The 26,809-nt window shown below is 55.5% G+C and carries 20 protein-coding genes and 2 pseudogenes; 11 read left to right on the top strand and 11 right to left on the bottom strand.

All coding sequences use genetic code 11. From position 1 onward, the window contains the following. The first annotated feature begins 1 nt into the window (after nucleotide 1). The 3 genes from B5527_RS23635 (at nucleotide 2) to B5527_RS23645 (ending at nucleotide 5,019) form a co-directional block, all read left to right on the top strand. Complete coding sequence (locus B5527_RS23635; protein ID WP_079603690.1) at nucleotides 2-1,225, top strand: glycosyltransferase family 4 protein; 1,224 nt, start codon at nucleotides 2-4, stop codon at nucleotides 1,223-1,225. Nucleotides 1,226-1,342: 117 nt separating this feature from the next. Beyond that, on the top strand, nucleotides 1,343-1,843 hold the full coding sequence (locus tag B5527_RS23640) for a serine acetyltransferase (RefSeq protein WP_079603691.1): 501 nt from the start codon (nucleotides 1,343-1,345) through the stop codon (nucleotides 1,841-1,843). A gap of 65 nt (nucleotides 1,844-1,908) precedes the next feature. Then, a complete protein-coding gene (locus B5527_RS23645; RefSeq protein WP_079603692.1) occupies nucleotides 1,909-5,019 on the top strand; it encodes a hypothetical protein in 3,111 nt (1,036 codons plus the stop codon). A gap of 2 nt (nucleotides 5,020-5,021) precedes the next feature. Here B5527_RS23645 and B5527_RS23650 read toward each other — a convergent pair whose 3' ends face one another. Continuing rightward, a complete protein-coding gene (locus B5527_RS23650) occupies nucleotides 5,022-5,699 on the bottom strand; it encodes an FkbM family methyltransferase (protein ID WP_172842633.1) in 678 nt (225 codons plus the stop codon). A gap of 225 nt (nucleotides 5,700-5,924) precedes the next feature. Here B5527_RS23650 and B5527_RS23655 point away from each other — a divergent pair, with 225 nt between their 5' ends. Both B5527_RS23655 and B5527_RS23660 read left to right on the top strand, forming a co-directional pair. Next, nucleotides 5,925-6,407, top strand: coding sequence for a hypothetical protein (locus B5527_RS23655; RefSeq protein WP_079603694.1), 483 nt, complete (start codon nucleotides 5,925-5,927; stop codon nucleotides 6,405-6,407). Between the two features lie 26 nt (nucleotides 6,408-6,433). Then, complete coding sequence (locus B5527_RS23660; protein WP_079603695.1) at nucleotides 6,434-7,384, top strand: hypothetical protein; 951 nt, start codon at nucleotides 6,434-6,436, stop codon at nucleotides 7,382-7,384. Nucleotides 7,385-7,387: 3 nt separating this feature from the next. Here B5527_RS23660 and B5527_RS23665 read toward each other — a convergent pair whose 3' ends face one another. Then, entirely contained in the window at nucleotides 7,388-8,218 is an 831-nt protein-coding gene (locus B5527_RS23665; protein WP_172842634.1) for a TylF/MycF/NovP-related O-methyltransferase, read from the bottom strand. Nucleotides 8,219-8,362: 144 nt separating this feature from the next. Here B5527_RS23665 and B5527_RS47785 point away from each other — a divergent pair. Continuing rightward, nucleotides 8,363-8,452: pseudogene (locus B5527_RS47785) on the top strand (hypothetical protein); the annotation flags it as partial. On the opposite strand, the gene B5527_RS46535 reads toward B5527_RS47785, so the two are convergent. Next, entirely contained in the window at nucleotides 8,423-8,737 is a 315-nt protein-coding gene (locus B5527_RS46535; protein WP_079603696.1) for a hypothetical protein, read from the bottom strand. The pseudogene B5527_RS47785 and the gene B5527_RS46535 sit on opposite strands and share 30 nt — an antisense overlap. Nucleotides 8,738-8,740: 3 nt before the next feature. Beyond that, a complete protein-coding gene (locus B5527_RS46540; RefSeq protein WP_245332231.1) occupies nucleotides 8,741-9,160 on the bottom strand; it encodes a transposase in 420 nt (139 codons plus the stop codon). Nucleotides 9,161-9,630: 470 nt separating this feature from the next. Between B5527_RS46540 and B5527_RS23680 the strand changes: the two genes are divergently transcribed. Both B5527_RS23680 and B5527_RS46545 read left to right on the top strand, forming a co-directional pair. After that, complete coding sequence (locus B5527_RS23680; protein ID WP_079603697.1) at nucleotides 9,631-10,722, top strand: acyltransferase family protein; 1,092 nt, start codon at nucleotides 9,631-9,633, stop codon at nucleotides 10,720-10,722. A 33-nt stretch (nucleotides 10,723-10,755) separates the two neighbouring features. Further along, nucleotides 10,756-11,320 (top strand): annotated as a pseudogene (locus B5527_RS46545) (IS5/IS1182 family transposase); the annotation flags it as partial. A 466-nt stretch (nucleotides 11,321-11,786) separates the two neighbouring features. On the opposite strand, the gene B5527_RS23690 reads toward B5527_RS46545, so the two are convergent. Next, nucleotides 11,787-12,407: a class I SAM-dependent methyltransferase gene (locus tag B5527_RS23690; protein ID WP_079603699.1), complete on the bottom strand. Its 621-nt coding sequence runs from the start codon at nucleotides 12,405-12,407 to the stop codon at nucleotides 11,787-11,789. A 235-nt stretch (nucleotides 12,408-12,642) separates the two neighbouring features. Here B5527_RS23690 and B5527_RS23695 point away from each other — a divergent pair, with 235 nt between their 5' ends. Then, nucleotides 12,643-13,563, top strand: a complete 921-nt coding sequence (locus B5527_RS23695) for a class I SAM-dependent methyltransferase (RefSeq protein WP_172842636.1) — start codon at nucleotides 12,643-12,645, stop codon at nucleotides 13,561-13,563. A gap of 171 nt (nucleotides 13,564-13,734) precedes the next feature. Here B5527_RS23695 and B5527_RS23700 read toward each other — a convergent pair whose 3' ends face one another. The 6 genes from B5527_RS23700 to B5527_RS23725 form a co-directional block, all read right to left on the bottom strand. Continuing rightward, nucleotides 13,735-14,061, bottom strand: coding sequence for a hypothetical protein (locus B5527_RS23700; protein ID WP_154072475.1), 327 nt, complete (start codon nucleotides 14,059-14,061; stop codon nucleotides 13,735-13,737). Nucleotides 14,062-14,224: 163 nt separating this feature from the next. Then, complete coding sequence (locus B5527_RS23705) at nucleotides 14,225-15,376, bottom strand: glycosyltransferase 61 family protein (protein WP_079603702.1); 1,152 nt, start codon at nucleotides 15,374-15,376, stop codon at nucleotides 14,225-14,227. A gap of 315 nt (nucleotides 15,377-15,691) precedes the next feature. After that, nucleotides 15,692-17,074 (bottom strand): oligosaccharide flippase family protein, encoded by a 1,383-nt coding sequence (locus tag B5527_RS23710; RefSeq protein ID WP_172842637.1) that lies wholly within the window; start codon nucleotides 17,072-17,074, stop codon nucleotides 15,692-15,694. 625 nt (nucleotides 17,075-17,699) lie between these two features. Beyond that, nucleotides 17,700-18,245: a hypothetical protein gene (locus tag B5527_RS23715; RefSeq protein WP_079603704.1), complete on the bottom strand. Its 546-nt coding sequence runs from the start codon at nucleotides 18,243-18,245 to the stop codon at nucleotides 17,700-17,702. Nucleotides 18,246-18,265: 20 nt separating this feature from the next. Then, entirely contained in the window at nucleotides 18,266-19,273 is a 1,008-nt protein-coding gene (locus tag B5527_RS23720; RefSeq protein ID WP_245332232.1) for a hypothetical protein, read from the bottom strand. Next, complete coding sequence (locus tag B5527_RS23725; protein WP_079603705.1) at nucleotides 19,270-20,685, bottom strand: hypothetical protein; 1,416 nt, start codon at nucleotides 20,683-20,685, stop codon at nucleotides 19,270-19,272. The genes B5527_RS23720 and B5527_RS23725 overlap by 4 nt, the downstream gene beginning before the upstream one ends. A gap of 818 nt (nucleotides 20,686-21,503) precedes the next feature. Here B5527_RS23725 and B5527_RS23730 point away from each other — a divergent pair. Then, the gene (locus tag B5527_RS23730; protein WP_079603706.1) at nucleotides 21,504-22,241 is read left to right on the top strand and encodes an FkbM family methyltransferase; all 738 of its coding nucleotides are present in this window, start codon (nucleotides 21,504-21,506) and stop codon (nucleotides 22,239-22,241) included. Nucleotides 22,242-22,766: 525 nt separating this feature from the next. Next, nucleotides 22,767-26,771 carry an NF038122 family metalloprotease gene (locus tag B5527_RS23735; RefSeq protein ID WP_079603707.1) on the top strand — a complete coding sequence of 1,335 codons (4,005 nt, stop codon included), beginning with the start codon at nucleotides 22,767-22,769 and terminating at the stop codon, nucleotides 26,769-26,771. Nucleotides 26,772-26,809: the final 38 nt, after the last annotated feature.

Consider the following 26,809-nt stretch of genomic DNA (forward strand, 5'->3'; position numbering starts at 1 on the left):
CATGCGCATCGCTTATTTGATCAATCAATACCCAAAGATCAGCCACACATTCATCCGGCGGGAGATCCGTGCGCTGGAGCGTCAGGACATCGACGTGACGAGGATTGCGATCCGTGGGTGGGACGCAGAGGTGCTCGATGAAGATGACAAGTCGGAACAACTAAAGACCCGCTACGTCTTGCGCGATGGGGCTGCAAGGCTTTTGACCGCAGCTTTAGCAATGGCCCTGTCGCACCCCGTTCAATTTTATCAAGGCCTCGGTCTTGCTTTTCGCATGAGCCGAAGCTCCGACCGCCCTCTCCTGTTGCACCTCGCTTACCTCGCCGAAGCCTGCCGTATTCAGCCATGGTTGATCCAGGAGCGGATCGAACATCTTCACGCGCATTTCGGGACGAATTCGGCCGAAGTCGCAATGCTGACGCACGCTTTAGGAGGGCCGGCGTGGAGTTTTACCGTCCATGGTCCGGAAGAGTTCGACAAGCCGCAGTCTATCGGCTTGCCGGAAAAGATACGGCGTTGCGCATTCGTCATCGCGATTAGCTCATTCGGACGAAGCCAGTTGTTCCGGCTCGTCGGGCACAGCCTCTGGCCGAAGATTCATGTCGTCCGCTGCGGGCTTGACCGCGCCTTTCATCAAGGTGCGGCCAGCCCCTCCCCCATGACGCGCAACTTCGTCTGTGTCGGACGCCTTTGCGAACAGAAGGGACAATTGCTGCTGATCGATGCCGCAAGACGGCTTTTGGAGCGCGGAGAACAATTCAGTTTAACCTTTGCCGGCGACGGCGAGCTGCGACCCGAGCTTGAAGGACTGATCGATCGATATAATCTTCGCAACAACATCAGAATAACAGGCTGGCTCAGTAGCGAACAGGTGCGCCAAGAGCTGCTTTCAGCACGTGCACTGGTCCTGCCAAGCTTTGCCGAAGGCCTGCCGGTCGTGATCATGGAGGCCATGGCGGTGAAGCGGCCCGTCATAAGCACATTCGTCGCCGGCATCCCGGAGCTCGTCAAACACGGTCAGAACGGGTGGCTCGTTGCGGCCGGCGACGTCGGTAAACTGGCCGACGCGATGCAGGAATGTCTTGCTACATCTCCCGAGGTCCTGGAAAGGATGGGAGAGGCAGGGTTCGAGGCAGTCACTGAGCATCACAATGTTGATAAGGAGGCCGAGTTGCTTGCGGGAATTTTCAGGCGGCCCTCCAGGTCTCTCCCGGAGCTACATTGAATTAAAAACTCGGATCGTGCCTCAACCGTTCAGCCTGCGGCCGTGGGGGCCAGATTAACGCCTGGGATACGACCTACTAGCAGAATATGCACTTGCTGCTTTCAACCGGATGAAACCGTGGACCAAAAATCAGATCAGATAAGCGCCGAGGTTCCTGACTGGACACGCGAGAGACCAACCCAATTTTGGGATCCGGGACGAAAGCTCCTGCTGACGATACGACGTTATCAGCATTGGCAAGAGCGGCCAGGATTGCTCGCCAGGTATTTCCGAAAGGCGATTGTCTTGCGCCATCGCTTTTGGTCCGTCGTGACCGGAGCGGATATCCCGCTCAACTGCCGGATTGGAGGAGGATTACTCATCCCTCACCCGAACGGAATCGTCATCCATCCCGACGCCAAGATCGGCGTGAATTGCCTGATATTACAACAGGCGACCATCGGTTACCGTGGCCCCAGCAGATCCGGGTTTCCAGAAATCGCGGGCCACGTCGACATTGGCGCTGGAGCGAAGATTCTCGGCGGGATAAAAATTGGCGCGCACGCCAAGATTGGCGCCAACGCGGTCATTGTGAGTGACGTTGAGCCAGGCGCCGTTGCGAAGGGCCACTGGCGATAAGGCTTCCATAACGCTGAGTTTGCCTCGATACCACCCTCCGGCCATTCCACAACTCTGGTCTGACGATGAAACTGACACGACGAGATTTCATACACGCCGGGTGCGCGGCGGGTGCGGTCACACTGCTGGCGACGCCGATCTCCAGAAGGGCGGAGGCGGCAATTGACGGCCTGTCGTCCGGAAATCCCAATCGTGTCACGCTCAACGTTTCCCCCACTAGCTGGGCGAATCTCGCCAAGGGCTTCGGGTTCAATGTCCCGCCGAATATCGCGGACTCCAACGGCTACCCGACATCGACGCCCCCCGCGAACATTGGCGCAAATCCTGCGTGGGCGGCCGGATACACCGGACCGGTGGTGTGGAAGTGGCAGGGACGTGCCTCGATGCAGTTATCGCCCGCCGCAATCATCTGGTCTGGCGGGCAGTATGTCGCCGGCGTAGCGCCATTGGTCAAAGGCGATGTTGGCGGCAACTTCTCAATTATCGATAAGAGCAATCCGCGCGTCGTATTTTCGTTCGGCTACAACATCCAGAACTTGTCGCAGTCGAGCGCGCTTGATGGCTCTGGCCAGCATGTCATCAGGCTTAGGACCAAACCAAATTATCTGGCGCAATACGTAGGTGGAACTAATACGGGAAGCATCTCTGGAACCACGCTGACAACAGCTTCCAGCGCCAATATCGCCGTCCGACTAACGCTCACGGGGTCCGGCGTCGTCGCAGGCACCACCATCGTCTCGGGGAGTGGAACGACCTGGCAAGTTAATATCCCTCAGACTGTTTCCTCGACGACCCTGCAATTTGCACATCCCGGTCCTACCGTCACTATCGCGAACCAGACCGGTCAGGCCGGGGTGACAGGAACATGGGCGTCGCACGTTGTCGATGCACAGAACATGGATCTGGTCGGAACGGTGTGGAATCCATCAGATCCTTACAGCGGACCAAGTGGTCACGCTCTCAGCAACCTGAACGGAATCGACGCGGCCTACATCCTGGCGCAGGGAAAATTCTCCGGCTTTTCGAATCTGGTGATCTGCAAGGCCGCCAACGAGTCTCTGGTCGATGCCGGGCAGATCACCGCTCCTGATCTCATCGAGCAGTACAAATATCTCATGAACCATGAGACCGCACCCTATTCACAAAGGGGCTGGCTCAGGTTCATGGATGTGAGCGGCGTCCAGGGCAGCTATGAATGCGACTTTGCCAATCGGATGCCGGCCGGCTACATCAGCTACACGAACAGCACCAACTACTTCCCTCCTGCATATTGGGCAGGGCCGTTAGCGAACAGCGGCGGCGATGCCTATACATGCTCCAATCCTCAGGCCTCGGGCAGCGAAGCCTATGCCGATCTGGAGATCGTGCAGGGAGCATTCAATACGACCAACGCTGAGGCAAATCCGACGCTAAACGTCGGGGGACGCGGCGCGGCGCCGATCTTCGACTTCACCACCAATCCGAACATCTTTAGAATTTCCGTACCCGCGGCATCGGCCGGCCTAAAGATGCTATGGACGTTCAGTGCTCCTTGGCTTAACGGCGGAGCGCCTTACGTATTCACATACACCACTGTAGCCAATGACACCGCATCAGTTGCGGCGTTGAACGGAAACCTTGTCAAAGCACTCATTGCCGACACCACGCTGGCGACCGCCAAGGTCGTGTTTGGCAATTCTGGTCAGGTGACAGCCTATCCAAGAACGGCGCAGGCCGGTGCCCTCACCATCGCCTACACGTCGGGGCCAGCCATTTGCACGATGACACGTATCGATCCGTCGACGTTCACCGCTGGCGGGACGGCAACGCTCATCTACAGCCAAATTCTTGGCGGCTGGATTTGCCGCGCCGGAGGATTGGTGGTCAGCATTCCATTCGAGGCCATCGTCGAACTGTGCAATCAGGTCGGAGCGCATTGCTGGTTCAATTGGCCCGTTCACACCAAGGGCGCGTTCATTACTGCTGCTACCAACTTCTTTGGCGACAATACGACTGGTCTGACGCAGGGACTTAGGTTCGGAACCGAAGTCGGAAATGAACTGTGGAACTTCAGCCAAGTACCTTTCGGTTTTTGCCAATATCTCGGCTGCGCAATGGGATTTCCGAGCGGCGGCGAACAGCCGCAATGGAGTTGGGGTGCGTTGCGCACCGTACAATATGCGGCTGTGTCACGAGCTGCATGGACCGGTAAAGGGCGTTCGTTTTCGGATCATTACATTCTGCAGATGAACCGTTATGCGGAAGCGTTCGCCAACCAAAACTTCGAACAGTATGGGTTCAAAGGTCAACTACTTACTACATCAAACTCGATTTATGCGAGCTATGGAGGTCTTGGTGGTGGCGCTGGATCAGATTATTCAACCTCACCAAATCGCCCGGTTGATTTAATTACAGCTACCGGAATAGCTGGATATTGGCTCTCGGACTATATTCGATCAACATCCTATAGCAATGACACGATCATCTTCGGTACGGTGTCGGACAATGCGCAATGGTTACAGGCTGCGAGAGACTACGCCAACGGCCTGACCTTGCAGGCGTTTAATTCTCTTGTGAGCCTGTTCAGGCTGCAACGGCCCGGACTCGATGCAAACTCACAGGCGAACTGGACCATCTTTGCTAGGCATTTGTCCAACTTGGAGAGCGTGATTTCTGCTTATGACAATATCTCTGGCCGTGCGACCAATGGCGTCAACCCAAAGATTGGGATTCTGCACTATGAGGGTGCGCCACAGTGGTCATTCAGCACGAATGTTATCAATGGCACCAACAACGCCAGCGATTCGGAATCTCTCAATGCTCTCACCTATCGAATTGGAAATGGGGGCACGACACCGGGGAATGTCTCGGTCCCAGGTCTCAATTGGGATGTTTCAGCTTATACCTTGAGCGGCACCAATAGCGCGTCAGAAATGGCGCAGATGTGCCTGAATATGCTGCAAGGCTGGAAACTCGATATTGATCATACCGGGGCTGCTGCCAATACCGGCAGCTACAAGACCATGATCAAAACCTACTACTACCAAGCGCTGAAAACAGCCAGCGCCCCGTCAGGGCGTGAAAATCACCCCGCTCAGTTCAGTTATCAGAACACCACTTGGGGGCTATTCCCGGTCGCGTACCAGTTCGGCAACCAGTATGCGAGTTACGACGCGATCCATGAGTGGAATGCTTAACACTAGCGCGCACAGCCATCCCTACCCTCACAGATCAGCCATCGATTGTGTTCGATAACCCGCGCTTCTGAAACAACCCGCTGACGGTCAACGATCTTGGGCCGATAGCCGTATTCTTTCAAAATAGACAAGCACTGTTGCTCAATGTCTAAGCCGTGAACCTCGACGATCATATTCGGCTTGCGCTGAGTAATGATCTCGCGCGCAGACCGCAGGGCGCTGGCTTCAGCGCCCTCGATGTCGAGTTTGATAAAATCTGGAACGAAGAATTTCTTCGCGGCGGAATCTAGCGACATGTGCTTGTCATCGTCGATGTCACACACGAATACTTTGACCGCCTCGATTGGATAAGGATTCAGCGCAAAGGTTTCCTGCATTTCGGAAAAAAGATCGTCCTCGCATTCGAAAGACATTACTCGTCCCCCGTCGGACAGCTTGGAAAGCAGGAGAGCGTCATAACCTCCTGCACCCCCGACATCGAAGGACCTGTATCCCGGCTGAACAAGGGCCTTGAACCATCGCTGGGTTTCGATCTCGTACAGACCGAGAAATAGGCGCAAGTCATGATGGAAATTCAACTTCATCGTGCAACCTGCTGCGGGACCAAACGGAAGTTTTCGGAAATTCTTCCCGCCGGGCAGGATTCTGCGTGTCACGGTCTTAATAGCGGAAACAAGCATAATAGATCCTCGATGTAGCCTCATAAGCCCCACGCTACCCCACGTTGCTACCCCCGCCTAGCCCCCAACCAGGTCCATGGCCCCGACGATCATCAAAAGCGGCGCTTCCTGAAAAAGGAAGTCTATGACCATCAACACCTCAACCAACAAGACGACCGTTCTCGGCAACGGCGCGGCCACCAGTTCAGCTTCGGCTTTATCGGGGTCGCAGCCGCGTACATCTCCGTGATCTATACCGACGCTGATGGCAACGAGACCGTGCTGTCGCAAGGCTCGGGCGCGTCGCAATACCAGATCTCGCTCAATGAGCCAGTGGCCGGCGCGCTCTGGGGCGTCGGCGGGACCGTTACCTACGATCCCGGCGCTCCGATCGCGAATGGCACGAGCCTGACCATCTTCCGCACCCTGCCGCTGACGCACGCGATCAGCCTGCAGAACCTGGTGTCGCTGGCGACGCTTGGCAACGGCGCCGAGACCGGTCTCGTCACGCTGGAAATGCAGCTGCAGCAGGTCTCGGAAATGTTCGGCCGCTCGCTGGTGGCGCCGATCGTCGATCCCTCCACCATCAACCTGAGCCTGCCGGCGGCGGCCCAGCGCGCTAATTCCGGGCTCGCCTTCGACGGAAGGCAATGTTATCGTCGGCACTACTCCGGCGACGGGTACCAACTTCTCGGTGATGCAGCCCGTCGTCGAACAGTCTTGCGCTGACGCGGACGGCGCTCGGGCTCGGCTCCATGGCGGTCGAGGGCATCGGGGCCGGTCTGCAGGACGATGGATCCGGCAACGCCCGGGTGATCTTCACACTCCAGCAGGTCGCGACCAACCAGGCGGTGCACGAGGCCAATCACCTCAATTTCTACGCCGCATCCGGTGCGCTCACGTTCACGCTCGATCGAGCCGATACGCTGTTCGACGGCTTCGGGATCGTGGTCTGCGCGCTGACGGCCAACATCGTCCTCGTGCCGAATGTGAATAACAATTTCTCCGGCACTGGGGCGGTCGCAAGCCTAATTGGTGCATGGGCAGCGGTGGCGACGACGAGCGGCACCACGATCACATTCAATGCCACATCAGGCCTCGGAGCGACCACCATCAGGGGTGGCATGTTAGTTGATGAAACCGCTGGCGGACAAAATCCGAATCAATCGGCGAACTGGCCAGCATTCGCAAGAGCTTTCGCCAACTTCGAAACTATCTTATCCGCTTATGACAATAGCGCCGGACGCGTGACGAATGGGGTTAATCCGGTCATCGGGTGCCTACATTACGAAGGTGGCCCGCAGGTTTCATTCAGCAGAAATCTGAACAACGGGACTAACAGCACCAGCGACGTGGTCTCACTAACTGCGCTCAACACAGCGATACCCGGTTTCGGCTGGAACGTATCGGCCTATACGCTGAGCGGGACCAGCTCGTCATCTGAGATGACGCAGATGTGCTTGAAGATGCTGCAAGGCTGGAAACTCGATATCAATCATACCGGGGCTGCTGCCAATACCGGCAGCTACAAGACCATGATCAAGACGAATTACTATTCAGCATTGGTGGCGGCAAGCGGACGCAAAGGTCGCGAAGCCAAGCCTGCTCAGTACGGCTATCAGAGCAATACATGGGGTCTTTTTCCGGGGCCATATCAGCAGGGCGGCCAGTACACGAACTATGACGCTATCCAGTTCAATGCGTGATCACTATTGCTTGCGCCAAAAAACCGCGTGAGGATCGATATCCACGATCTTGTCTTTAATGCCGTGCCTCTCTCGGAACTCATCTACAGCCTGCTTGCAGCCCTTCCACGAATAGTAATCATCAACGATGATGAAGCCGCCGGGCGAGACCTTGCGGTATAGATTATTCAAGGTGTCCACCGTTGACTGATAAAGGTCTCCGTCCATTCTGAGAACGGATATTGTTTTAATCGGAGCGGTTGGAAGCGTATCGCAAAACCATCCTTTCAAAAAACGCACCTTGTCATCCAGCAAGCCGAACTTGCGGAAGTTATCCTCAACGGTTCCCTGAGAGACGGTGATGAAAGCGCGGTCGCTGAAATCGGAAGTTTTGTCGATTGCCAAATCGTTGGCTCCTGCCGCTGGCATGCCCTCAAAGGAATCGCAGCACCAAACTGTTCGGTCATTCTCGCCATGGGCGTGAAAGATCGCCTTGGCGAGGATGCAACTGCCCCCGCGCCAAACGCCGGTCTCGACGAAATCGCCGGGGACGGTCTCGCGCAAGCAAGTTTCGACGCAACTCTGAAGATTTTCTAGACGTTTGGTTCCAGCCATCGTGAAGCCAAATAGCGGCCAATCAAGCCCCTGATCCCTGTGAACGGGGTTCATGGCGGTGGTTCGCACCAGTCTGATGCCGCGTTTGGCAAGCGCGGATACGACGGAACGCTTTAGTGCCGCGACCACTCCGGTTTGATGGACCATCGGTCCTTCGATCATTTGCCATCCGCTTTGATCATAGATTGAAGCAGTAAGGCAGCGCTTGAGAAGGCTCAGATAGGATTCCTGTTCGCTCACGGTACTGGTACTCCAAAAAGGTAGGCTGTCCCCCAACGCTACCCCACGTTGCTACCCCCGCCTAGCCCCTAAAGAGGGGTTTTAGGCTCCAGATTGAGCCAGTTAGCCGCCTCCGGGCGGCTTTTTGCTGAGTAAACCGCTTCCATGAAATTCTACGTCACCGAACGCATCGGACCCAAGCAAAGCCTGACGCCTGAAGGCTTCCTACTGTGCGAGGAAGTCCCGATCGCGCGCGTCGGGATCATGGACTACCACGAAAGTGAAGCGCCCGACCTTCGCGGCGAGCGCGGTTGGCCTTGCGCTGCCGGCTACCGGCGCGACCGATGCCGTCTGCATCTCCGGTTCGGCCACCAAGATCGTGCGCATCAAGGGGGTTGCGATCACCGGCGTGAACGCGAATGCGCAGACGGCCACCGCCAACCTGGTGCTTCGATCGGCTGCCAATACAGGCGGCACGTCGACCAGCCCGACCGTTGTGCCGCTCGACTCCAACGACGCCGCCGGCACCGCCGCGGTCAAGGCCTACACCGTCGCACCGACGCCCGGCACCGTGCGCCCGCAATCGATCCCGTTCCCGCTCGCTGCCTCCGCAGCCCAGTACCCGCCGGTTATTTGGGATTTTACGCCCGCCAACCTTTCGTCAGAATCCCCCGCCGCAGCTTCCCTCAGCTGGCGGCGCCAGCCAAACAATTGCTGCGGCGACAACCCATGACGTCGAGCCGCCGCACAGACCGAGTCACCGCTCGCCACGATCTCCGCGACAATCCGCGCCTTGTCTTCGTCGCTCCACTTCCGCCGACGACCGGCTCCGCTGAAGACTTCCAGCCGACGAACCGGCTCCGTGATAGCACTATGCACCGTGTCCCTTCTAAGCCTAACGGTCAAAACCAGACTCGGAGACTCGCAGATCGGCACATCAGCCGAAAGGTGGCCGCAGAACATCGCTTACGAATAGGAAGCGGTGGTACGAGCCGGGGAATGTCGCGGTTCCAAGTCTCAATTGGAACGTTTCACCTATACCCTGAGTAGCACAAACAGTGCCCGTGAGATGGCGCATACGTGCCTAACCCTGACCCAACGTTGGAAACTCGATCTCGACCACAACGGCAACCCGGCCAAGACTGGCAGTTACAAGAACATGATCAAGCAGTATTACTATCAGGCGCTAGTGAAAGCGGCCGCCGGGAAAGGCAGAGAAGTGAAGCCAGCTCACAGCACGGCTACGAGAACAATATCTGGGGCTTGTTCCCCGTTGATTATAAATTAGGCAATTACTATGCTAGCTGCGATGCCATTCAGGAGTTCAATACTCGCGATTAACCGCTATTGAGTTGTCGACACGCCGGCCATCGTTCACCACGTTAACTTTGAGTGGTGGTCCAATTTTTTTCGAATAACCACTCATTCAAGTTATGCGCCTGCTGATACAATCCGAAGACGGTCTTAACAATTTTGACGCGATCAGATTGATGATGGCCTTAGCCGTTATCTGGTCACACAGCTTTGCATTGGCGTTACCACAAGGAGAAACTGTCGAGCCGATTTCTATCCTAACCAACGGCCATTATAATGCCGGCAATATTGCAGTGATGGTCTTCTTTACGATCAGCGGGTTCCTCATCTGCGAGAGCCGCCTGAAGAGCAAAAGCCTGCAGAGCTTTCTTGAGAAACGTATCAGGCGCATCTTTCCCGGTTACATGGTAGCTACGACGATTGGGGCTTTCGTTGTTGTGCCGCTGTTTTCGACCGCAAGCGATTTGTCGCTGATTCAAATTGCGAAAACGTTTGGGCAGAATCTGCTTCTCCAGAATTATGCTCCACCCTCGACCGTTTTCGCTCGCAACTACTCAACAGCTGTTAACGGCTCTTTGTGGAGCATCCCATTTGAGTTCTGGTGCTATGTTGGGTTAGCCGGGCTTGGCATCGCGGGGTTACTTCGCCAGAAGTGGGCAATAGCTGCGATCATTGTAAGCTGCATGGCGGCACGGGCAGCGTTCGATATCCTTGATAGAAAGCCGGGGCTCGGCATAGTCGGTCAGATCTTTGGGTGGCCGTATTTGTGGGTTTTCGTTCTCCCTTGCTTTCTTATGGGCGCCTTGTTTTTCTTACTAAAGCAGAAGATCCCCCGTCATCCATTGGTTTTAGTCAGTCTGATTGGACTTCTCCTCCTGCTGTGCCACGTCCCGGTCAGCGACAAGTTTCAACGGGTATCATCACAACTGATGTTCCCGCTGGCCATCACCTACAGCACTTTCTACTTCTCCTTCACGGACAGGATCAAATTGCGCCATGCGGCCGCAAAAGGCGATTTTTCCTATGGCACCTATTTGTTCGCATTCCCTATTCAGCAAATGTTGATCTCACTGTTCATATTCCCATTTCCAATTATTGTTTTGCTCTCGATCGTTCTATCGCTCGGAGCCGGCTATTTGAGTTGGCATCTTGTTGAAAAATGGTTCCTTACCCGACCGGCGGCGCCAGCGGCGTTGACCCTTCACGCTTAAGCTTGCCGCTCTCGTGGCGAGAATTGATGATCTAAACGCGCTCAGGAGCGCGGACCCAAGGTCTACAGCCTGCATGCGCCCGAAGTGGAGTGCATCGGCAAGGGCAAGGCGCACAAGCCTTACGAGTTCGGCGTCAAGGTCAGCGTTGCCACCACCCTCAAGCACAGCAAGGGCGGCCAGTTCGTCGCCCACGTGCAAGCGCTGCCGGCAATCGCTATGACGGTCATACGCTGGCTGAGGTGATCCTAGCGATCGAACAATACCCTCGAACGGCTCCATACCGACGCCGGATACCGCGGCCACAATGGCCCCGCCCGAGTACAAGTTCAAAATCTATACCTCACAGCAAAAGCGCCGCGTGACGCCGGCGACCAAACGAGAGATCCGACGCCGCGCCGCCGTCGAGCCCGTCATCGGCCATCTCAAGGAAGATCACCGAATGGACCGCAACTATCTCGCCCACCGCCACGGCGACTTCAACAACGCCACCCTGGCCGCTGTCGGCTACAACTTCCGCCGCCTGATCAGGTGGCTAAGGATTTTGTTGTGCCTCATCTCGAGGGCGTTCTTCCCGCAGTCAAAATTCGTGCCCGCGTGAAAATGGCGATCCTTCACCGACGACTACCCCACGTTGCGACCCCAGCCCAGGCCCTTTGGGGTTGGTTTGCAGCTGTCAGTGGGACCCTCCAAGATTGGCGGAAGAAACCTACCGGATCAACATCGGACATTCGGTGTCATTCTCGGCTATAGAGTTTCGGCAACCCGCATCCTGCAGGGGCTAGGATTCGGTTCAATTCTAGGCGAGGTCGGATCGCCATTTGCTCTGCCCCTACGATCTATCTCGCAGATAAGCCAGCGATTGTGTTCCATGGAGCGGATTCTGCAACGACGCGCTGACGGTCCACGATTTTGGGGTGATAAGCTCTATCCTTTCAGGATAGACACGCACCGTTGTTCGATCTCTCTACCGTGGACTTCAATAATTCCTGGGGCCGTACCAGGTTGGAAATCAGTACACGAACTACGACGCGATCCACGAATGAATGCATGAGAGTCGCCTAGATTTAGAATTCAAAAAGTGTAGTGCGAATGATGCCGTCAAACGTTTCCACTTCGCAAATCGTCTTTTCTTGTTGTGCCTTTAAATTAAAAGGTGGCGCGGTCAGAACAATCCCCGACCCAATGTGCCCTCGATGGTCAGCACCAGATGCTATATCCAAGTTAGGAACAAAGCCGGGGAGGTTGTGGATATGCTCTGTGATAATTGCGCATCTATATCGGCATAGTTTGGGAGCTATTTTTGCAACCTGCGCATTACTGAGATGCTGCAATACCTGCCGGATTAACACGATATCTGCGTTCGGTAGATCATCCTCTGTCGCGTCAATAACTCTGAATTCTACACTAAATTTCTTGCGATTATATTCGATCAGGGGGCGGGCGATATCACAGGCGATGTAGTGGGCGGCCGCCTTATACAGGCGGCTACCTATCGTGAAATCCCCGCAGCCGATATCAAGAACATGCTTACCGGATATGAGAGGAAGAACTGCTGCAACGTAAGGGCCAATGACGTTCTCGTCTGCGCTTCCAGAGCCAGAATAGAACCGGCGCCAAAACAGCTTACGACCGCCCCATAGCTTCTCGCGGTAGATGGTTTCGAAGATTTCTTGTGTGGTTTGCATATCCTAACGCCACCCCACGTTGCCGTCCCCGCCCAGCCCTTTAGGGGAATTTCGAGCCGCGGTATTGTCGTTAGACAAAACGTTTGCGATTATAAGTTGGTTTGTCCGTGCCTTAGCAGGCCTTCCCAATGCTGCGGGCTTCGTTGTCCGGTGGCAACATTTAACCGAGCAAAGCTCCGTAACGCAATACCTACTATACTCACAATGACGGTTCCTCGGGAAAATGAGCTCAGAAATGTCTCAAGTAGTTGAACATGCAGTATTTGTTGAACGAAAATCCTGCATCAATTGCGCCTCTACCAATTACTCGGAACTCGCTTCTGGTAAGTACACGGACGAGCCTTTGATGGGTTTCCTGGCCGCCGATCCATGGGGCGAAGACCCCCTGCCCTATCTGCGATCCGCCGCTTGGTCGCTTGCTCGCTGTGCCGACTGTTCACAGGTATTCCATCGCTTCATTCTTAACGCGGAATGGAACGAGCGTCGTTTTTCGAAATGGATGAGCGCCGATGCCATCAGGGCGTTCGGGAGACGACTGGGCCCGGAATTCCAGCGAACCTTTAGTGGGGCAGTTCACCATGTTGAGCACATTCTGCGGATCGAACGATTGACGCGCAGACCTCGCGGCTCTGGTCCGGTTTGCTTGCTCGATTTTGGCTGCGGTTTCGGCCAGTTCCTTGAAGCGTGCACGCATTTCGGATTTGAGGCCACCGGGATTGATCGCTCCATCGGCCGGCGCACTGAGGCGCGGATTAAGATTTTGTCCTCTCTCGATGAAATAAGAGGGAAAATGTTTCACGCGATAACCCTGTTTGAAACCCTGGAGCACTTGGACTCCCCAAGCGATATGCTTAGAGAGCTTTCCAGACACCTCGTGCACGACGGGATCCTCGTTCTGGAAACGCCTGATTGCGATGGCGTACACAGCATCAAAACCAAACAAAATTATCTGTCGGTCCACCCGCTCGAACATATCAACGCGTTCACGCACGACACCTTGAAATCGATTACAGAGCGCGCCGGCTTCAAGTGTATTGATCGTGGACCCGCATTTGTAACTGCCAATCACAGATCGGCAGTGAAGCGAATCGGTAAGCACCTTCTGAAGCGCGACGGGCGATCAACCCAGCTATATTTCCGGAAGACCACGCCTTAATTACCATTCGTCTTTGCTTCTATTTCGCACACCTGTCTACAGTTTTCGCGAACCATGACTCGATCCATGCGCAAAGCCGCAATTCCCTTCTCGTGCATATGTAATCTAGCATCTCATCAGCTAGGCAATGCTCCGATGGTGTGGAATAATTCTTTTGAGAATAAACGAATTCTATCCAAATAGGCCAACCGGCGCGATATGGAAGAAAAGATCTATCGTCTTGTAAGCTCCCCAGCCCACAGCGATGCTGAGCACTCCGAACAGGAACGTAGGTAACTCGCGCCGAAGACTCAAGACGCCACGCGCCCTGAGCTTCCACCAAGTGTAAATAGTGGCAGGCAGCTCGCTGAAAGCAATAGCGACCAAAATCGCATCGGTCTGCCCCGAATAGACGGTCAAGCCTGTCGCGGGAAAAAGCCAGCCGAGGCCGACGAGATTAGCATAGTAAGTGGCGCGCACTTTTCCCACCGCAATCAGCGCCTCAAACGGCGGGTGCAACGTCTATACCAGCGCAAGCTGTGCGGCGCGCGCGACCGCGTGGAAATAGGTGTAGAGGCAGTTGCCCAGACCCGACTATAGCGGAACTGCGTTGGAGATCGGAAAAAGACTTTCCAAGACCAATGTGAAATCATGGAAAATTACCGAAATTATTGTACCCTACTCAGCATAGCTTGGTGTCCATCAAGTCGATGGTACGCAAAAGATCCCCAAGCGGAAGATGGAATCCGGATTGGCGTTGTTCGCCCACCACGATGCCATATCGCATGCCCAGTACATTCATCGCATCCATATACCCATTGTAGAGTCTGTCCGGCGGTTGAATGGCTAACATGCCGCCCTTGTCATGTAGCGTGAAAAGACCATGAGAGAGTTGACTACCCTCGAGGCCGATGACGATCCGAGCACCAAGCAACTCTGCAATCAACTGCGGCACGGTAAGCGTTTCGGCGCACACGATGGTAACCCCCTGACGCATGAGAGCCTCAACAATCTCCGCTTCATTATGAATTGTACGGCCAAAAGAGGAGCGATATGCGTCGGTGCCGACGGGCTGTGCCCCCCCCAGCCGCCCGCGCATCAAATAGACAATTCTGCCAGCCGCCCTGGATTCGTTATTCGATCCCACACGGGCTCTGAGCGCTCGGAATCTCGATGCTTTGTGTTCATTGTGTGCAATGTCATCGTATAGAACAAGACGCCGAACATGAGCTCTGCCCAGCTCGATATAGCTTTGCCCAAATAGACCAAGATAACCGGCACAGTTCGGCCAAGGCGGCGTCGGCATGCTCATCGGCGTACCCGACTGTTGCGCAAGCAAATGTGTTGTGCAATCGTCGGCAAGCCAATGCCCAAAAAAATAGCACCCCACGTAAGAGCTTCTGAGTCCAGCTTCATCGTACTCTGCCCACGGCGATTGAACTGAGCCTAAGTCGATCGTCGAGTTGAATAACTTCCGCCGTCCACGGGCATGTATGATGCCGTGGCTGACGAGAACGTTATCGAGCACATAGCGGACGGTCGGGCCAATTTCGCGCGGGCCACCCTTAAGTTGGGCAATTTCTTCGGCAATATCAATATCGAACCCGCCTTTGCTTATACGTTCAAATTGACCCGGAAGAGCAATACAGGGAGCACCGGCAATTTTTTCCGTGGGATGCAATTCTTCAACGGAAGCAGCCGCATTGAGAAGATTAACATCGAGCCCGAACCGGCGCGCTAAACGAAACCTGATGCGTTCGAAAGCGAGTCGGTGCTGCCAAGTACTCCTGATCGGGCGCGTTGTCATCGGCATTGTTGAAGTTTTCTGGAACATGGCAAACGGATATTTGCTCAAGAATAGACAGAAATTAAAATAGGCACAACCTGTCACAAGTTTATGAGCTTGCGGACCGCGACAATGTTTGGCGCGATGTCCTAGTCTAATCTAGATTTTTTGGAATGATATCCGCCGTCACCACCGAGGCAGATCAATGCGCGGTCTGTGGCGACCGGCCGAATACCATCGAATAACCCTCCAACTGAGAACCGCCGGTTGTCCAGCCGATTTTTATGTTGCGGTTAAACAGGAAAAAGCGAATTCGTTGCTTAATTTTCTCAATTAACGATTGCATTGGGCGACTTTTGTTTTCTATCCAAACAGGCCAACCGGCGTGATGTGGAAGAAAAAACCTATCGTTTTGTAGGCTGCCCAGCCCACACCGATTCCGAGCACTCCGAAAACGAACGTCGGTAACTCCCGCCGAAGGCTCAAAACGCCGGCCTTCCTGAGCTTCCACCACGTGTAAATGGTGGCAGGTAGCTCGCTGAAGGCAATAGCGACCAAAATCGCATCGGTCCGCCCTGAATAGACGGCCAAGCCTGTCGCGGGAAAAAGCCAGCCGAGGCGGACGAGATTAGCATAGTAAGTGGCGCGCACCTCTCCCACAGCAATCAGCGCCTCGGTGGCCGCTACGCTCGCAAGCGCAAAGAACGATGGGATGGATAGAAGCGCCAGATAATAGGCCGCCTGGGCATAGCGGTCCTGGTACATCATAGCGATCAAAACCGGCGCAAAACTGATCAGCCCACCGACCATGAAACAATATAGTGGTCCCACGCGACTTAGTTTCTGATGGAATACCCGTCGCATCGAACTCGGGTCGTTCCGATATGCCTGGGAGTATGTCGGAAACAGGACTCGTTGCCCGTACATGCCGCAAAACGTTTGCGGAACGAACGCGAGATTGACGGCGAGTATATAGGTTCCGAATTGCTCAATGCTCAAGAAGTGACCGAGAACAACCTTGTCAATCTGAGTGAGGAAAAGCGTGATCAGGCTCGAACCCGTTACAAAGCGCGAGAATCTCCACATGTCGGCGACAATTTTTCTGTCATAGGCAAACCGGTAAACTGGAGATGGAAACATGAAGTAGCTGAGCAAACTACGGATGGCAGATCCCACGATGGAACTTATTACCGCGGCCCAGTAGTTCCGAAAAATGAATGCGAAGCCAACTGTCAATATCAAACTCAAGACAGCGAGAAACACATCGATAGAACTCACGAGGACAAGTTGTTTATTCCTAATGGCAATGCTGAAGCTTAGTGACTGCGGAGCGGCCGCCACCAACCCCAAGGCGGAGACAACAAGAACGGGGGTCAGCGACTCGTTTCCAAGGAAGCGCGAGAAAAGACTTGCAAACACTGCTATGAGCGCAGCAGAAAGTAATGTTCGAGCAACCCGAACGGTCCAAACAACATTGAGAAATCTGCGGTCCTCTATATCGTGATGTCGAACGATAAAAGTGTCGGTGCCGACGTCGAAAAGCATGTTTATCGTGTAGTGGACCACCGTCACCAAGCCGAGAATGCCAAAATCGGCGGGCGCCATTAGTCTCGTTAAAATGAGGGTGCTGATCAATCGCAACAGGTTGAGCGCGATCATCGTTCCGATGATGATGCTCGGATCCCGTTTCGCCAACGCACGAATTTGCGCCCATTCAAAGGGAATTCCCCCCTTTTCAGGCAGCATGCTACGTAGGGGCTCCAGATGCTTTAGCGCTCGACCGGCTAGTCCAAACAACATTCACGGATCCTGCTAGGCGTCAATTCGCAAAGAGCAATCACGCCGGTTGACCCTTCCGGAGGTGCTGGTTTTCGCCGAGCTTCATACTGCGGATGCGTCCAAATTCATAACTCGGACCTTCGTCCAAGAGAGGCCGCAGCCCACGAGACCATTGCAAGCGGCAGCCCTCTGAGCGCAACATTCCCTCCAAATGCCAGATTAAGTATCCGTGACGGAAGCGTCCGCCTGCGCAACCACCCGGGCCAACCCAGTTCACGAGCAAATGGCTGCGCAGCCTCAAAGAACGGCGAAAGCTCGAAACACACCATGTTCAAATGGTCTGTCGGGTTGTGTCTGGCCGAGGGAACAACCTCAAACGACCATGGCTTGTAACGGCCGAGCATATGCACAAAACGCGGTCCCTTTCCGAACGGCCGGGCAAGCCTGTCCAGCACATGATATCCGTTTGCTCCACAATGCTGGATCATGTCCCATCCAGTACGAAAATAATCAACGGGCACACCGGCAAATTCTTCAGTCGTCAAAAGCGCCCAGAGCGCGTCCTAATCGCCGACGAAAGCGACCGGGCGTTCTACCACCGGTCGGGATTGCGCCTCTTGATACCGCTATCTGACAGAAGTGCGGACCATTCAACAAGAAGGCGCCGATGACGCATAGATGCGATGATTGACCCTGAGTTCACGGGATAAGGAAGGAAGCGCAATGGCTTCAGACCATATCCCTGAGCCCGGATGCGCCCCCCTGCTCCGGCAGTTCCGCGAAATTCTTGCCCGACAACAAAAGTGTCGCGGTCAAATCGACCGATAAGCGAACCTACGTCGCCCATTACGACCACATCTGTATCCAGCCAGAGCGCCCGGCCGGTCGTGGTGAAAGCCCGAAGCAAGATTGCTGGCTTGACACTCGCATTCCAGCCGCGCCCGACAAGATCGGTTGTTTTGATGAATTTCAGCCGAGGAAGATCGGAAAGGCGTTCAGCGATGGTATCGAACGGCGAATAGATATGCAGTTCCAGACTAGGCGAGTAGCGGTTCAGGGATCGGGCTAAAAGTTCTACGCCGGGGATTGCACTTGCCCGATCGTCGTAAGTGACGACGATTGGCAATTCCAATTTCATCCCGCCCACTACTGCAGCGATCACTGCTGCGCAAACAACGAGTAATAGCCCAATCTTCTAAGCCAGAGCCTTCTCCGCTCGATGCCGGCAAAAACGGCCGGTTTCAGTGCCTCGAAAGGCCGTGGATCAAGCTTTTGGGATTTAACTTCGCGCCTGTCCAGGAAGCCCCTATCTTTGGCTTCCGCCAGCCACCACTTGGCCTCTCCTCCGGCGTGAAAACATTTGATATCCGCCCACGGTTCTCTTCTCAGGATGGCCGCTCCATTTGCTCCGAGCTTCCGCGCAACTCGCTTGAATTGTGTCCTATTCCAACACAACCAGGCTGTGGGGTCAAGGTAGCCACCTCCCATCCGCATGGCCAATGCCGCCCAGACAATCGACTCCACGTGCATGCTTCGCGGCAGGTTCGGTGAACCCAGCTTGCCAAGGAGCCAATCAAGCCAAGCAAGATCGACAGGCATTCTCCATTGGGCGACCCCGATATCGGTATGGTGCGCCAAGGCGATGCCTGCACGCATGGCGTTGTCGACCACTTCGGCGGGAAGCAAGCAGGACGGCTTCTGCCACATCAGCAGCAAACCGGATGCAAGGGTATCCTCGAAGCAAAACCGGTTGGGGAAATAGATATCCGGATCGAGCACAATCATTTCTTCTCCGTCACTACTCAACAGCATCGGATCAGTCACTTTTCGCCAACAAGGATGGCCGTGCCGAAAAGATCTGATGTTTGGGTATCGCGCAAACATTTCGGACTCGCGGGTTTCGAGATCAGCCTCGCTGAAAATCGCAAAACTCTGTTTGCTAATCTGGCCAACTTCGAGTGTTCCGACTTCCTCCAACAGGATCTGCTTGTCATTCTCTGAATCAGTGATGAGGGCCAAGTCAAATGGCTCCTCGGCATTACCAAAAAGACTCGCAAGAGCGAGACGCGCATACGAAAGCGACCGTGGCGAGAGAACCATGAACAGCCTGCGGGGAGCCGGAACATCGTCGTCCGCATGATCCAAAGGCCACGGCTTAACTGTCATGCCCTCGCCTCTTGCACCGTCGGGGGCGAGGCTGTCCGCAAGTTCCTGTTTCGCGAACGAGCCAGCATCATTTCGGATCGGCCGAGAAGTGTACCGACCAAAAGCCAGGACCAGGGGCTTAGTGCGGAATTGGGCAGCAAATCGATGATGTTAACTGCCACGATCAGGGCGAGAGCACTCAGAAAGATGGAGTCCTTTAGTGATTCCGCAAATTTCAGAGCTTTCGCAGCCCGGAATACGGAAATAGCTAGCAGCCCGAACTCTGCGATGAACCCAACAAGACCAAACTGGCCAAGCACGATTACCCATAGTCCATCCGTTATACTGGAATCGCCTCCTATACCTCGCCAATCCTCAACAAAAATGCGGTTGCGACCGAATCGGCCCCATCCGAGCATAAACCGCTCGGAGGCACGATTCAGAAGCCGACCTTCTTCCCTAAAACGCAGCTCCAGCGAACTTGCGCGTGCCGGATCAATTGAGTCCGCCACGCCTAGGATCGTCTGTGTGGGAAAAACGTCATACATGCGAAGGAACGGATACAATAGGGCAATGCTCACTAGAAACACCGCGACGCACATCTGCAAGCGAGGGGTCGTCCAGACCACTAGCGGCACCAGCACCATGCCATAAACGGTCGCCGCGCTACTTTTGCAAAGAACGAGAACCGCGCTCAAGTAGGCCGTCGCCGCACCAGCCGGCGCAAACCTCACTGCGCGAAAGCGCGCACGCCACAGTGCTGCCGATGCGACGGCCGCCGTCATCGCAAAAAAGCATGCGACGAGACCATGTCCCATGAAAACCATGGGCCGAAAACCGCTCTCCCTCACCTCCTGTTCAAAATTGGTGGGGTGGTATCCATAAACCCAGTTATGCAGCTGGGGGCTGAAACGGATCTCAAAAAGCAGCAACACGGAATAAGCAAGGCCCGCAAAACTCAGAACAGAAAAGAGTTGTTGAGTGTCCGCCGCATTTCGAAAAAATCGCCGGCCGAGGAAAAATGGGATCAGCATAATAAGTTGAAATATAACGGCCGAAATCCCATCGTAGAGACCCACACCCGGCAGCACCGTAGACCCGATGTGAATCGGGTCACCGTTGAGAAGTGATGTGGGAAGTGGACTAACGACGCAGAGCAGGATCAGGACTTCGACTACCCCCATCCCGTTTGTGATGCGTGGAGGCCGTTGAGCTGCAATAGTGCAACCAATTAACGCGCACAGGTTGGGGATCGAGACTTTGTCGAATTGCGGTATCATCTCGAACTTGAAGAAAGTTCCAACGGGGAGCAACAGCTGGCCAGCCAAAATGGTCCACATCGTAGCCAGGCCGGCGGGGCCCGAAAGATACAAGTAGAGCGCCACCAGCGGCCATGCTACCAGCGCAAGATAAGCGAAAAGGTTTGGGGTCATTTACGGGACTTTTTCGCGTGCCTGCGTCTACTCTAAACACTAACCAAAGACGCAAGGGCAAGGTAAACGATCCCTCCGCATCAAGTTTATGTTAAGATAATTAGCGGCATGATTATCATTGATTAGGCTGGCAAAGTAAACAAAATCGGCGCTTGGGTATAGCTGATTTTGGCGTTCGTCCATCTCGCATGGAACCCGAAACTCTCCGTCCTCGGGCTGCAAGTTTCGTAACCCAGTCGATGGTTCGAGCCGCTAGCGGCCGGCTGCATAGTGGTCGGAAAGCGGCCCCCCAGGGAGGAGGATGGCCGAGGAACTTTTTGTTGGGCGGGTGCACTCGTTGAATTGCCGGACAATCCGTTAGATGCGTCGGCCCACGATCGTAGACCTCGTTGCAAATGTCGATTTTTTGCGAAAAACGCGAGCAAGAAATGTTATCGAAATGAGCCGGCACCACGACTGGAGATACAGATTCGGGATATCTATAAGCATTTTGATTTACCATGGCCAGCGCTATTGACTTAACAGCTCTCGTCCCTCGAACAGCGGATTGAAGTGCTAAAGTCGGCTTAAGGGGAGTGACGGATCGAGATCAAGCGCTGCTAGGTCTGGATTGATCACGCTACTAAAACAGCAGCTTCTCGACAATTAGGACCCTTTGCCGGGAGCTGACACCAAGTGACATGGGTTGAGCGTTTTGACAGCCAATCCGCAGTTCTTCTTAGTACTAATATTGAGGTCCATTTGCCCCCGAATGGGGTTGACCGAAAAGCACTCGAAGATAATGCTATTCGGGCAAGTAGGACGGCGGAGCGGAGCAGATGTTCACCGATTTGATCAAGTCTTGGGTTCAGCCCTTTGGAATTGACGTAGTAAAATTCCCGCCGCTTTCCCCGCTCGCGAGACAGCTCAAAGCGTTCCTCCATATGAACGAAATTAACCTGGTGATCGATATCGGAGCTTGCGATGGCGGCTATTGCAGGTTTCTTCGTGGTCCCGTTGGTTACGAAGGGCAAATTGCGAGTTTCGAGCCAACCAAAGAGACATTCGATCGTTTGCATTCCGCTATGCATTCGGATGCGAAATGGAATGGCTTCAATCTCGGAGTAAGCGACGTAGTCGGAGAAGGCATTTTGAATACGTATGGGGAACGGTGCGACTTTAATTCGCTCCTGACCATGCGCGAGAAGGATGCGGTTAACTATGAGGTTGACGTAAGTAAAAAGGGTATCGAGAAAGTTGGCCTCCGCAGTATCGATTCGTTGTGGAACGAAATAACCAAAGATTTAGAAAAGCCGCGCGTCTATCTAAAAACGGATACCCAAGGTCATGATCGCTCAGTGATCCGCGGCTCGGAGCCACGACTTGGTAGCATCCTCGGAATTCAATCAGAAATTCCAGCGATCGAAATTTACGAGGGCATGACGCCTATGCCCGATATGCTGAAATATTTAGCCGGGCTCGGATACATTCCGATTGGATTTCATCCGATCAATCAGCCAGAGGTCTATGACGGGGCAACTCCAGAATTCGATGTCGTGTTCAAGCGGTCTCACTGATCTAACCGCTAGAACCGGTGCCTGAGATTGCTGTTGCCCCGGCACATGCTGGACGCAACCACTATCCGGAACCGCAAAGGATGAAAGGTACGTCATCAGCGGCTAGAGTGTCGCGCATGCACAGACGGCGATCGCGTCGCAGAGAGCCGGCTCTGCAGCACCGTTAAGCCGATCGCGATGATGCGTTGTCATCGCTGCTGCTTCACACTTCCACGCGCGTGGCTGATCAGAGCTTATGCAGACCCAGTCACAGGCGCCGCTATCAGAAAAGAATGCCGAATCGAGAACGGGCCGCATTAACCTGCTCCGTTGTAGAGGCTTCGGGTTTAGATAACGTTAACTCTAAACTCATCCCTGCCGCTGACCTTCGCGCGTTTCTGTCAATTTGATTATCTTAATTTATCGAACCGATAGTTTCCTTACCTAGAACCGGCTCAGCTTAGGTTATCGCGCGATCGGCTTTAATCGAGAACAGCCACCCACCGCGGTTCTTAAGCCTTGTTGTCATAGGGCTGAGGAACGGCAATGAATTTGGTTCTGGATTACGAGAGTTCGGCCCTGGCGGCTCCGCAGAGCTTCAGGGACGCGATGCAGACCGCCGCCAATATTCTGGACTCGACCATCCAGAACAATATCACGGTCACCATCGATATCGGCTATGGCGATTGGGACAACGGCCTGATCACCGGCCTCGGAACCAGTGCAGTCGGCGGCGACCTCTATGGCTCCTACGTCTCTTACACAACCCTAAGGGCAGCGCTCGCCAGCCACGAAACTTCCGCCGTAGACCAGACCTTTGTAAACTCGCTGCCGACCACGTCCTCGGTCAACGGAGTGTCATCCTTTTATGTGCCGTCGGCGGTTGAGAAAGCTCTGGGCATGATCTCGCCCACCGCTCCATCGATCGATGGCGCGGTCGGGATCGGGACCGGAATTCCGACCAGTGACCTAGTCGGTGTCGCCCTGCACGAGTTCACCCACGCGTTGGGACGTGAACCCGGCGCCGGCACCTTTGACCTGACGCGCTACACGAGCGCCGGAAATCATTTGTTTTCGAGCGGCAGCACGGCACCTGCGGCCTATTTCTCGATCGACGGCGGCGTCACCAAACTCGCCGACTATGGACAGAACTCGGATCCGGCCGACTTCCTCAACAGCGGCGTGCAGGGCGCCAACGATCCGTTCAACGAATTTTACAGCGGCAGCACGACCCAGTCGCTTTCGACGGTCGATAAAGAGCTGCTCGACGCCATGGGTTTCAACGTCACCCCGAGCGCGACGGGCACGCCCTCGGCGACGACCTCGAGCCTCGTTGCCAGCTCGCCGACGGTGAAGGCGGATGGCACCTCGACAACCACACTGACGCTGACGGTCAAGGACGCCAACGGCAACGCGGTTGCCAACACCGCAGTGACGCTGTCGGCAAGTGGGTCCAGCAATAGTTTTGGCACCATCTCCGGGACCACCGATGCCAACGGCGTGTTCAAGACCACCCTGGCCTCGACGCTGGCGCAGAACGAAACCATCACGGCGAGCGAAGGCGGCGTACAGGAACACGCCTCGGTGAGCTTTGTGGCTGGTGCTGCCTCAGCGACGACCTCGAGCCTCGTGGCCAATGCGCCAACGGTGACGGCGGATGGTACCACGACCACCACGCTGACAGTAACGGTCGAGGATGCCAACGGCAACGCGGTCGCGGGCACCGCAGTGACGCTATCGGGAAGCGGGTCGGCCAACAGCTTCGGGGCCACCTCCGGGACCACCAATGCCAATGGCGTGTTCACGACCACGCTGGCCTCGACGCTGGTGCAGAACGAGACCATCACGGCGACCGAAGGCAGCGTACAGGAACACGCCTCGGTGAGCTTTGTGGCGAGTGCGCCCTCAGCCGCAACCTCGAGCCTTGTTGCCAGCTCACCGACAGTGGCGGCGGATGGCACCTCGACCACCACGCTGACGGTGACAGTGGAGGATGCACAAGGCCACGCCGTGGCCGGCACCGCAGTGACGCTGTCGGGCAGCGGGTCCGCCAACAGCTTCGGGGCCATCTCCGGGACCACCAATGCCAACGGCGTGTTCACGACCACGCTGGCCTCGACGCTGGTGCAGAACGAGACCATCACGGCGACCGAAGGCAGTACGCAGGAGCACACCTCGGTGAGCTTTGTGGCGGGTGCGCCTTCGGCCACGACCTCGAGCCTCGTTGCTAGCTCGCCAACGGTGACGGCAGACGGCAGCTCGACCACCATATTGACGGTGACAGTGGAGGATGCCCTAGGTCATGCTGTGGCCGGCACCGCAGTGACGCTGTCGGGCAGCGGGTCGGCCAACAGCTTCGGGGCGATCTCCGGGACCACCAATGCCAACGGTGTGTTCACGACCACATTGGCCTCGACGCTGGTGCAGAACGAGACCATCACGGCGACCGAAGGCAGCGTACAGGAACACGCTTCGGTAAGTTTTGTGCCGACCGCGACCGTGATCCAGACCGCCGGATCGACGAGTCTAGCCCAGATAGGAAGCAATTTTTACCTCTACACAAACGGATCAGGACCCGAACTGAAATTTGCAGGTTCCGCTTATGCCGCCGGGGAATTCGGGGCCTGGTCACCCTTTGCCGCGGTACAGACCGCGAGCGGCTATGACGTAGCCTGGAAAAACGCCAGCTCCGGCACCTATACGGTGTGGAGCGCCGACAGCAACGGCAACTGGATCTCCGATCTCATCTCCAACGTCTCGGCGAGCAGTTCCACGCTCGAATCGATCGAGGCCACGTTCCATCAGGACCTGAACGGCGATGGCTTGATCGGGGTTCCGACGATCGTTACCCAGCCCAACGCGCCGACCAGCGTGGCCCAGATTGGAAGCAACTACTTTCTTTACACCAACGGATCGGGACCCGAACTGAAATTTGTAGGTTCCGCTTATGCCGCCGGGGAATTCGGGGCCTGGTCACCCTTTGCCGCGGTACAGACCGCAACGGGTTATGACGTGGCCTGGAAGGACGGCACCGGTGACTATACGGTGTGGAGCGCTGACAGCAACGGCAACTGGATCTCCGATCTCATCTCCAACGTCTCGGCGAGCAGTTCCACGCTCGAATCGATCGAGGCCACGTTCCATCAGGACCTGAACGGCGATGGCTTGATCGGGGTTCCGACGATCGTTACCCAGCCCAACGCGCCGACCAGCCTGGCCCAGATTGGAAGCAACTACTTTCTTTACACCAACGGATCGGGACCCGAACTGAAATTTGTAGGTTCCGCTTATGCCGCCGGGGAATTCGGGGCCTGGTCACCCTTTGCCGCGGTACAGACCGCAACGGGTTATGACGTGGCCTGGAAGGACGGCACCGGTGACTATACGGTGTGGAGCGCCGACAGCAACGGCAACTGGATCTCCGATCTCATCTCCGGCGTCTCGGCGAGCAGCTCCACGCTCGAATCGATCGAGGCCACGTTCCATCAGGACCTGAACGGCGATGGCTTGATCGGGGTTCCGACGATCGTTACCCAGCCCAACGCGCCGACCAGCGTGGCCCAGATTGGAAGCAACTACTTTCTTTACACCAACGGATCGGGACCCGAACTGAAATTTGTAGGTTCCGCTTATGCCGCCGGGGAATTCGGGGCCTGGTCACCCTTTGCCGCGGTACAGACCGCAACGGGTTATGACGTGGCCTGGAAGGACGGCACCGGTGACTATACGGTGTGGAGCGCTGACAGCAACGGCAACTGGATCTCCGATCTCATCTCCAACGTCTCGGCGAGCAGTTCCACGCTCGAATCGATCGAGGCCACGTTCCATCAGGACCTGAACGGCGATGGGGTGATCGGCGTTCCCACCACGACCCTCCCAGTTGCGACCGACATGGTAATCGAGGCGTTTGGATCGACCAGCCTGGTCGAGGCTGGCAATAATTTTTATCTTAATGAGTTCACCGATTTGAAATTCAGTGGCGCGGCAGTTGTAGCGGGTCAGTTTGGCGCCTGGGCGCCGATCGGCGCGGAACAGACGGCAACCGGGTACGAGGTCGCCTGGAAAGCCGTGGGCGCAGATCAGTATACGGTCTGGAACACCGACAGCGACGGCAACTTTACCTCATACGCCGTTAGCGCGGTGTCGGGAAGTACCACTGCGCTGGAGACGCTGGAGACCAGTTTCCACCAGGACCTGAACGGTGACGGCGTGATTGGTATTCCGCCCGCCGCGACCTCTCCAGTCGCCTCCAACAACGCTGGATCCAACCTCGTTGCCAGCGGTCCAGTCACCACTGCAGCTGCAACTAGTAACGACTCGTTCGTGTTCGCCCCGAATTTCGGCCACGTCACTATCGCCAATGTTGCGCCCTTACCGGACATAAATTTCAGCCATGCAGTCTTCGCGAATATCAACGCGCTGCTGGCGGCTGCTCACGATGACGGCCACGGCAACGTCATAATCACTGATGCCACCCATGACACGCTCACTATCCAGAATATGACTTCGCAGCAGTTGCAAGCGCACCAGAGCGATTTTCATATCGTATAGGTGCGTATTGCCGTCTTGCTTGCTCATTGAGCTTAGCA

It is taken from the genome of Bradyrhizobium erythrophlei, assembly GCF_900129425.1.
Taxonomy (GTDB): Bacteria; Pseudomonadota; Alphaproteobacteria; order Rhizobiales; family Xanthobacteraceae; genus Bradyrhizobium; species Bradyrhizobium erythrophlei_C.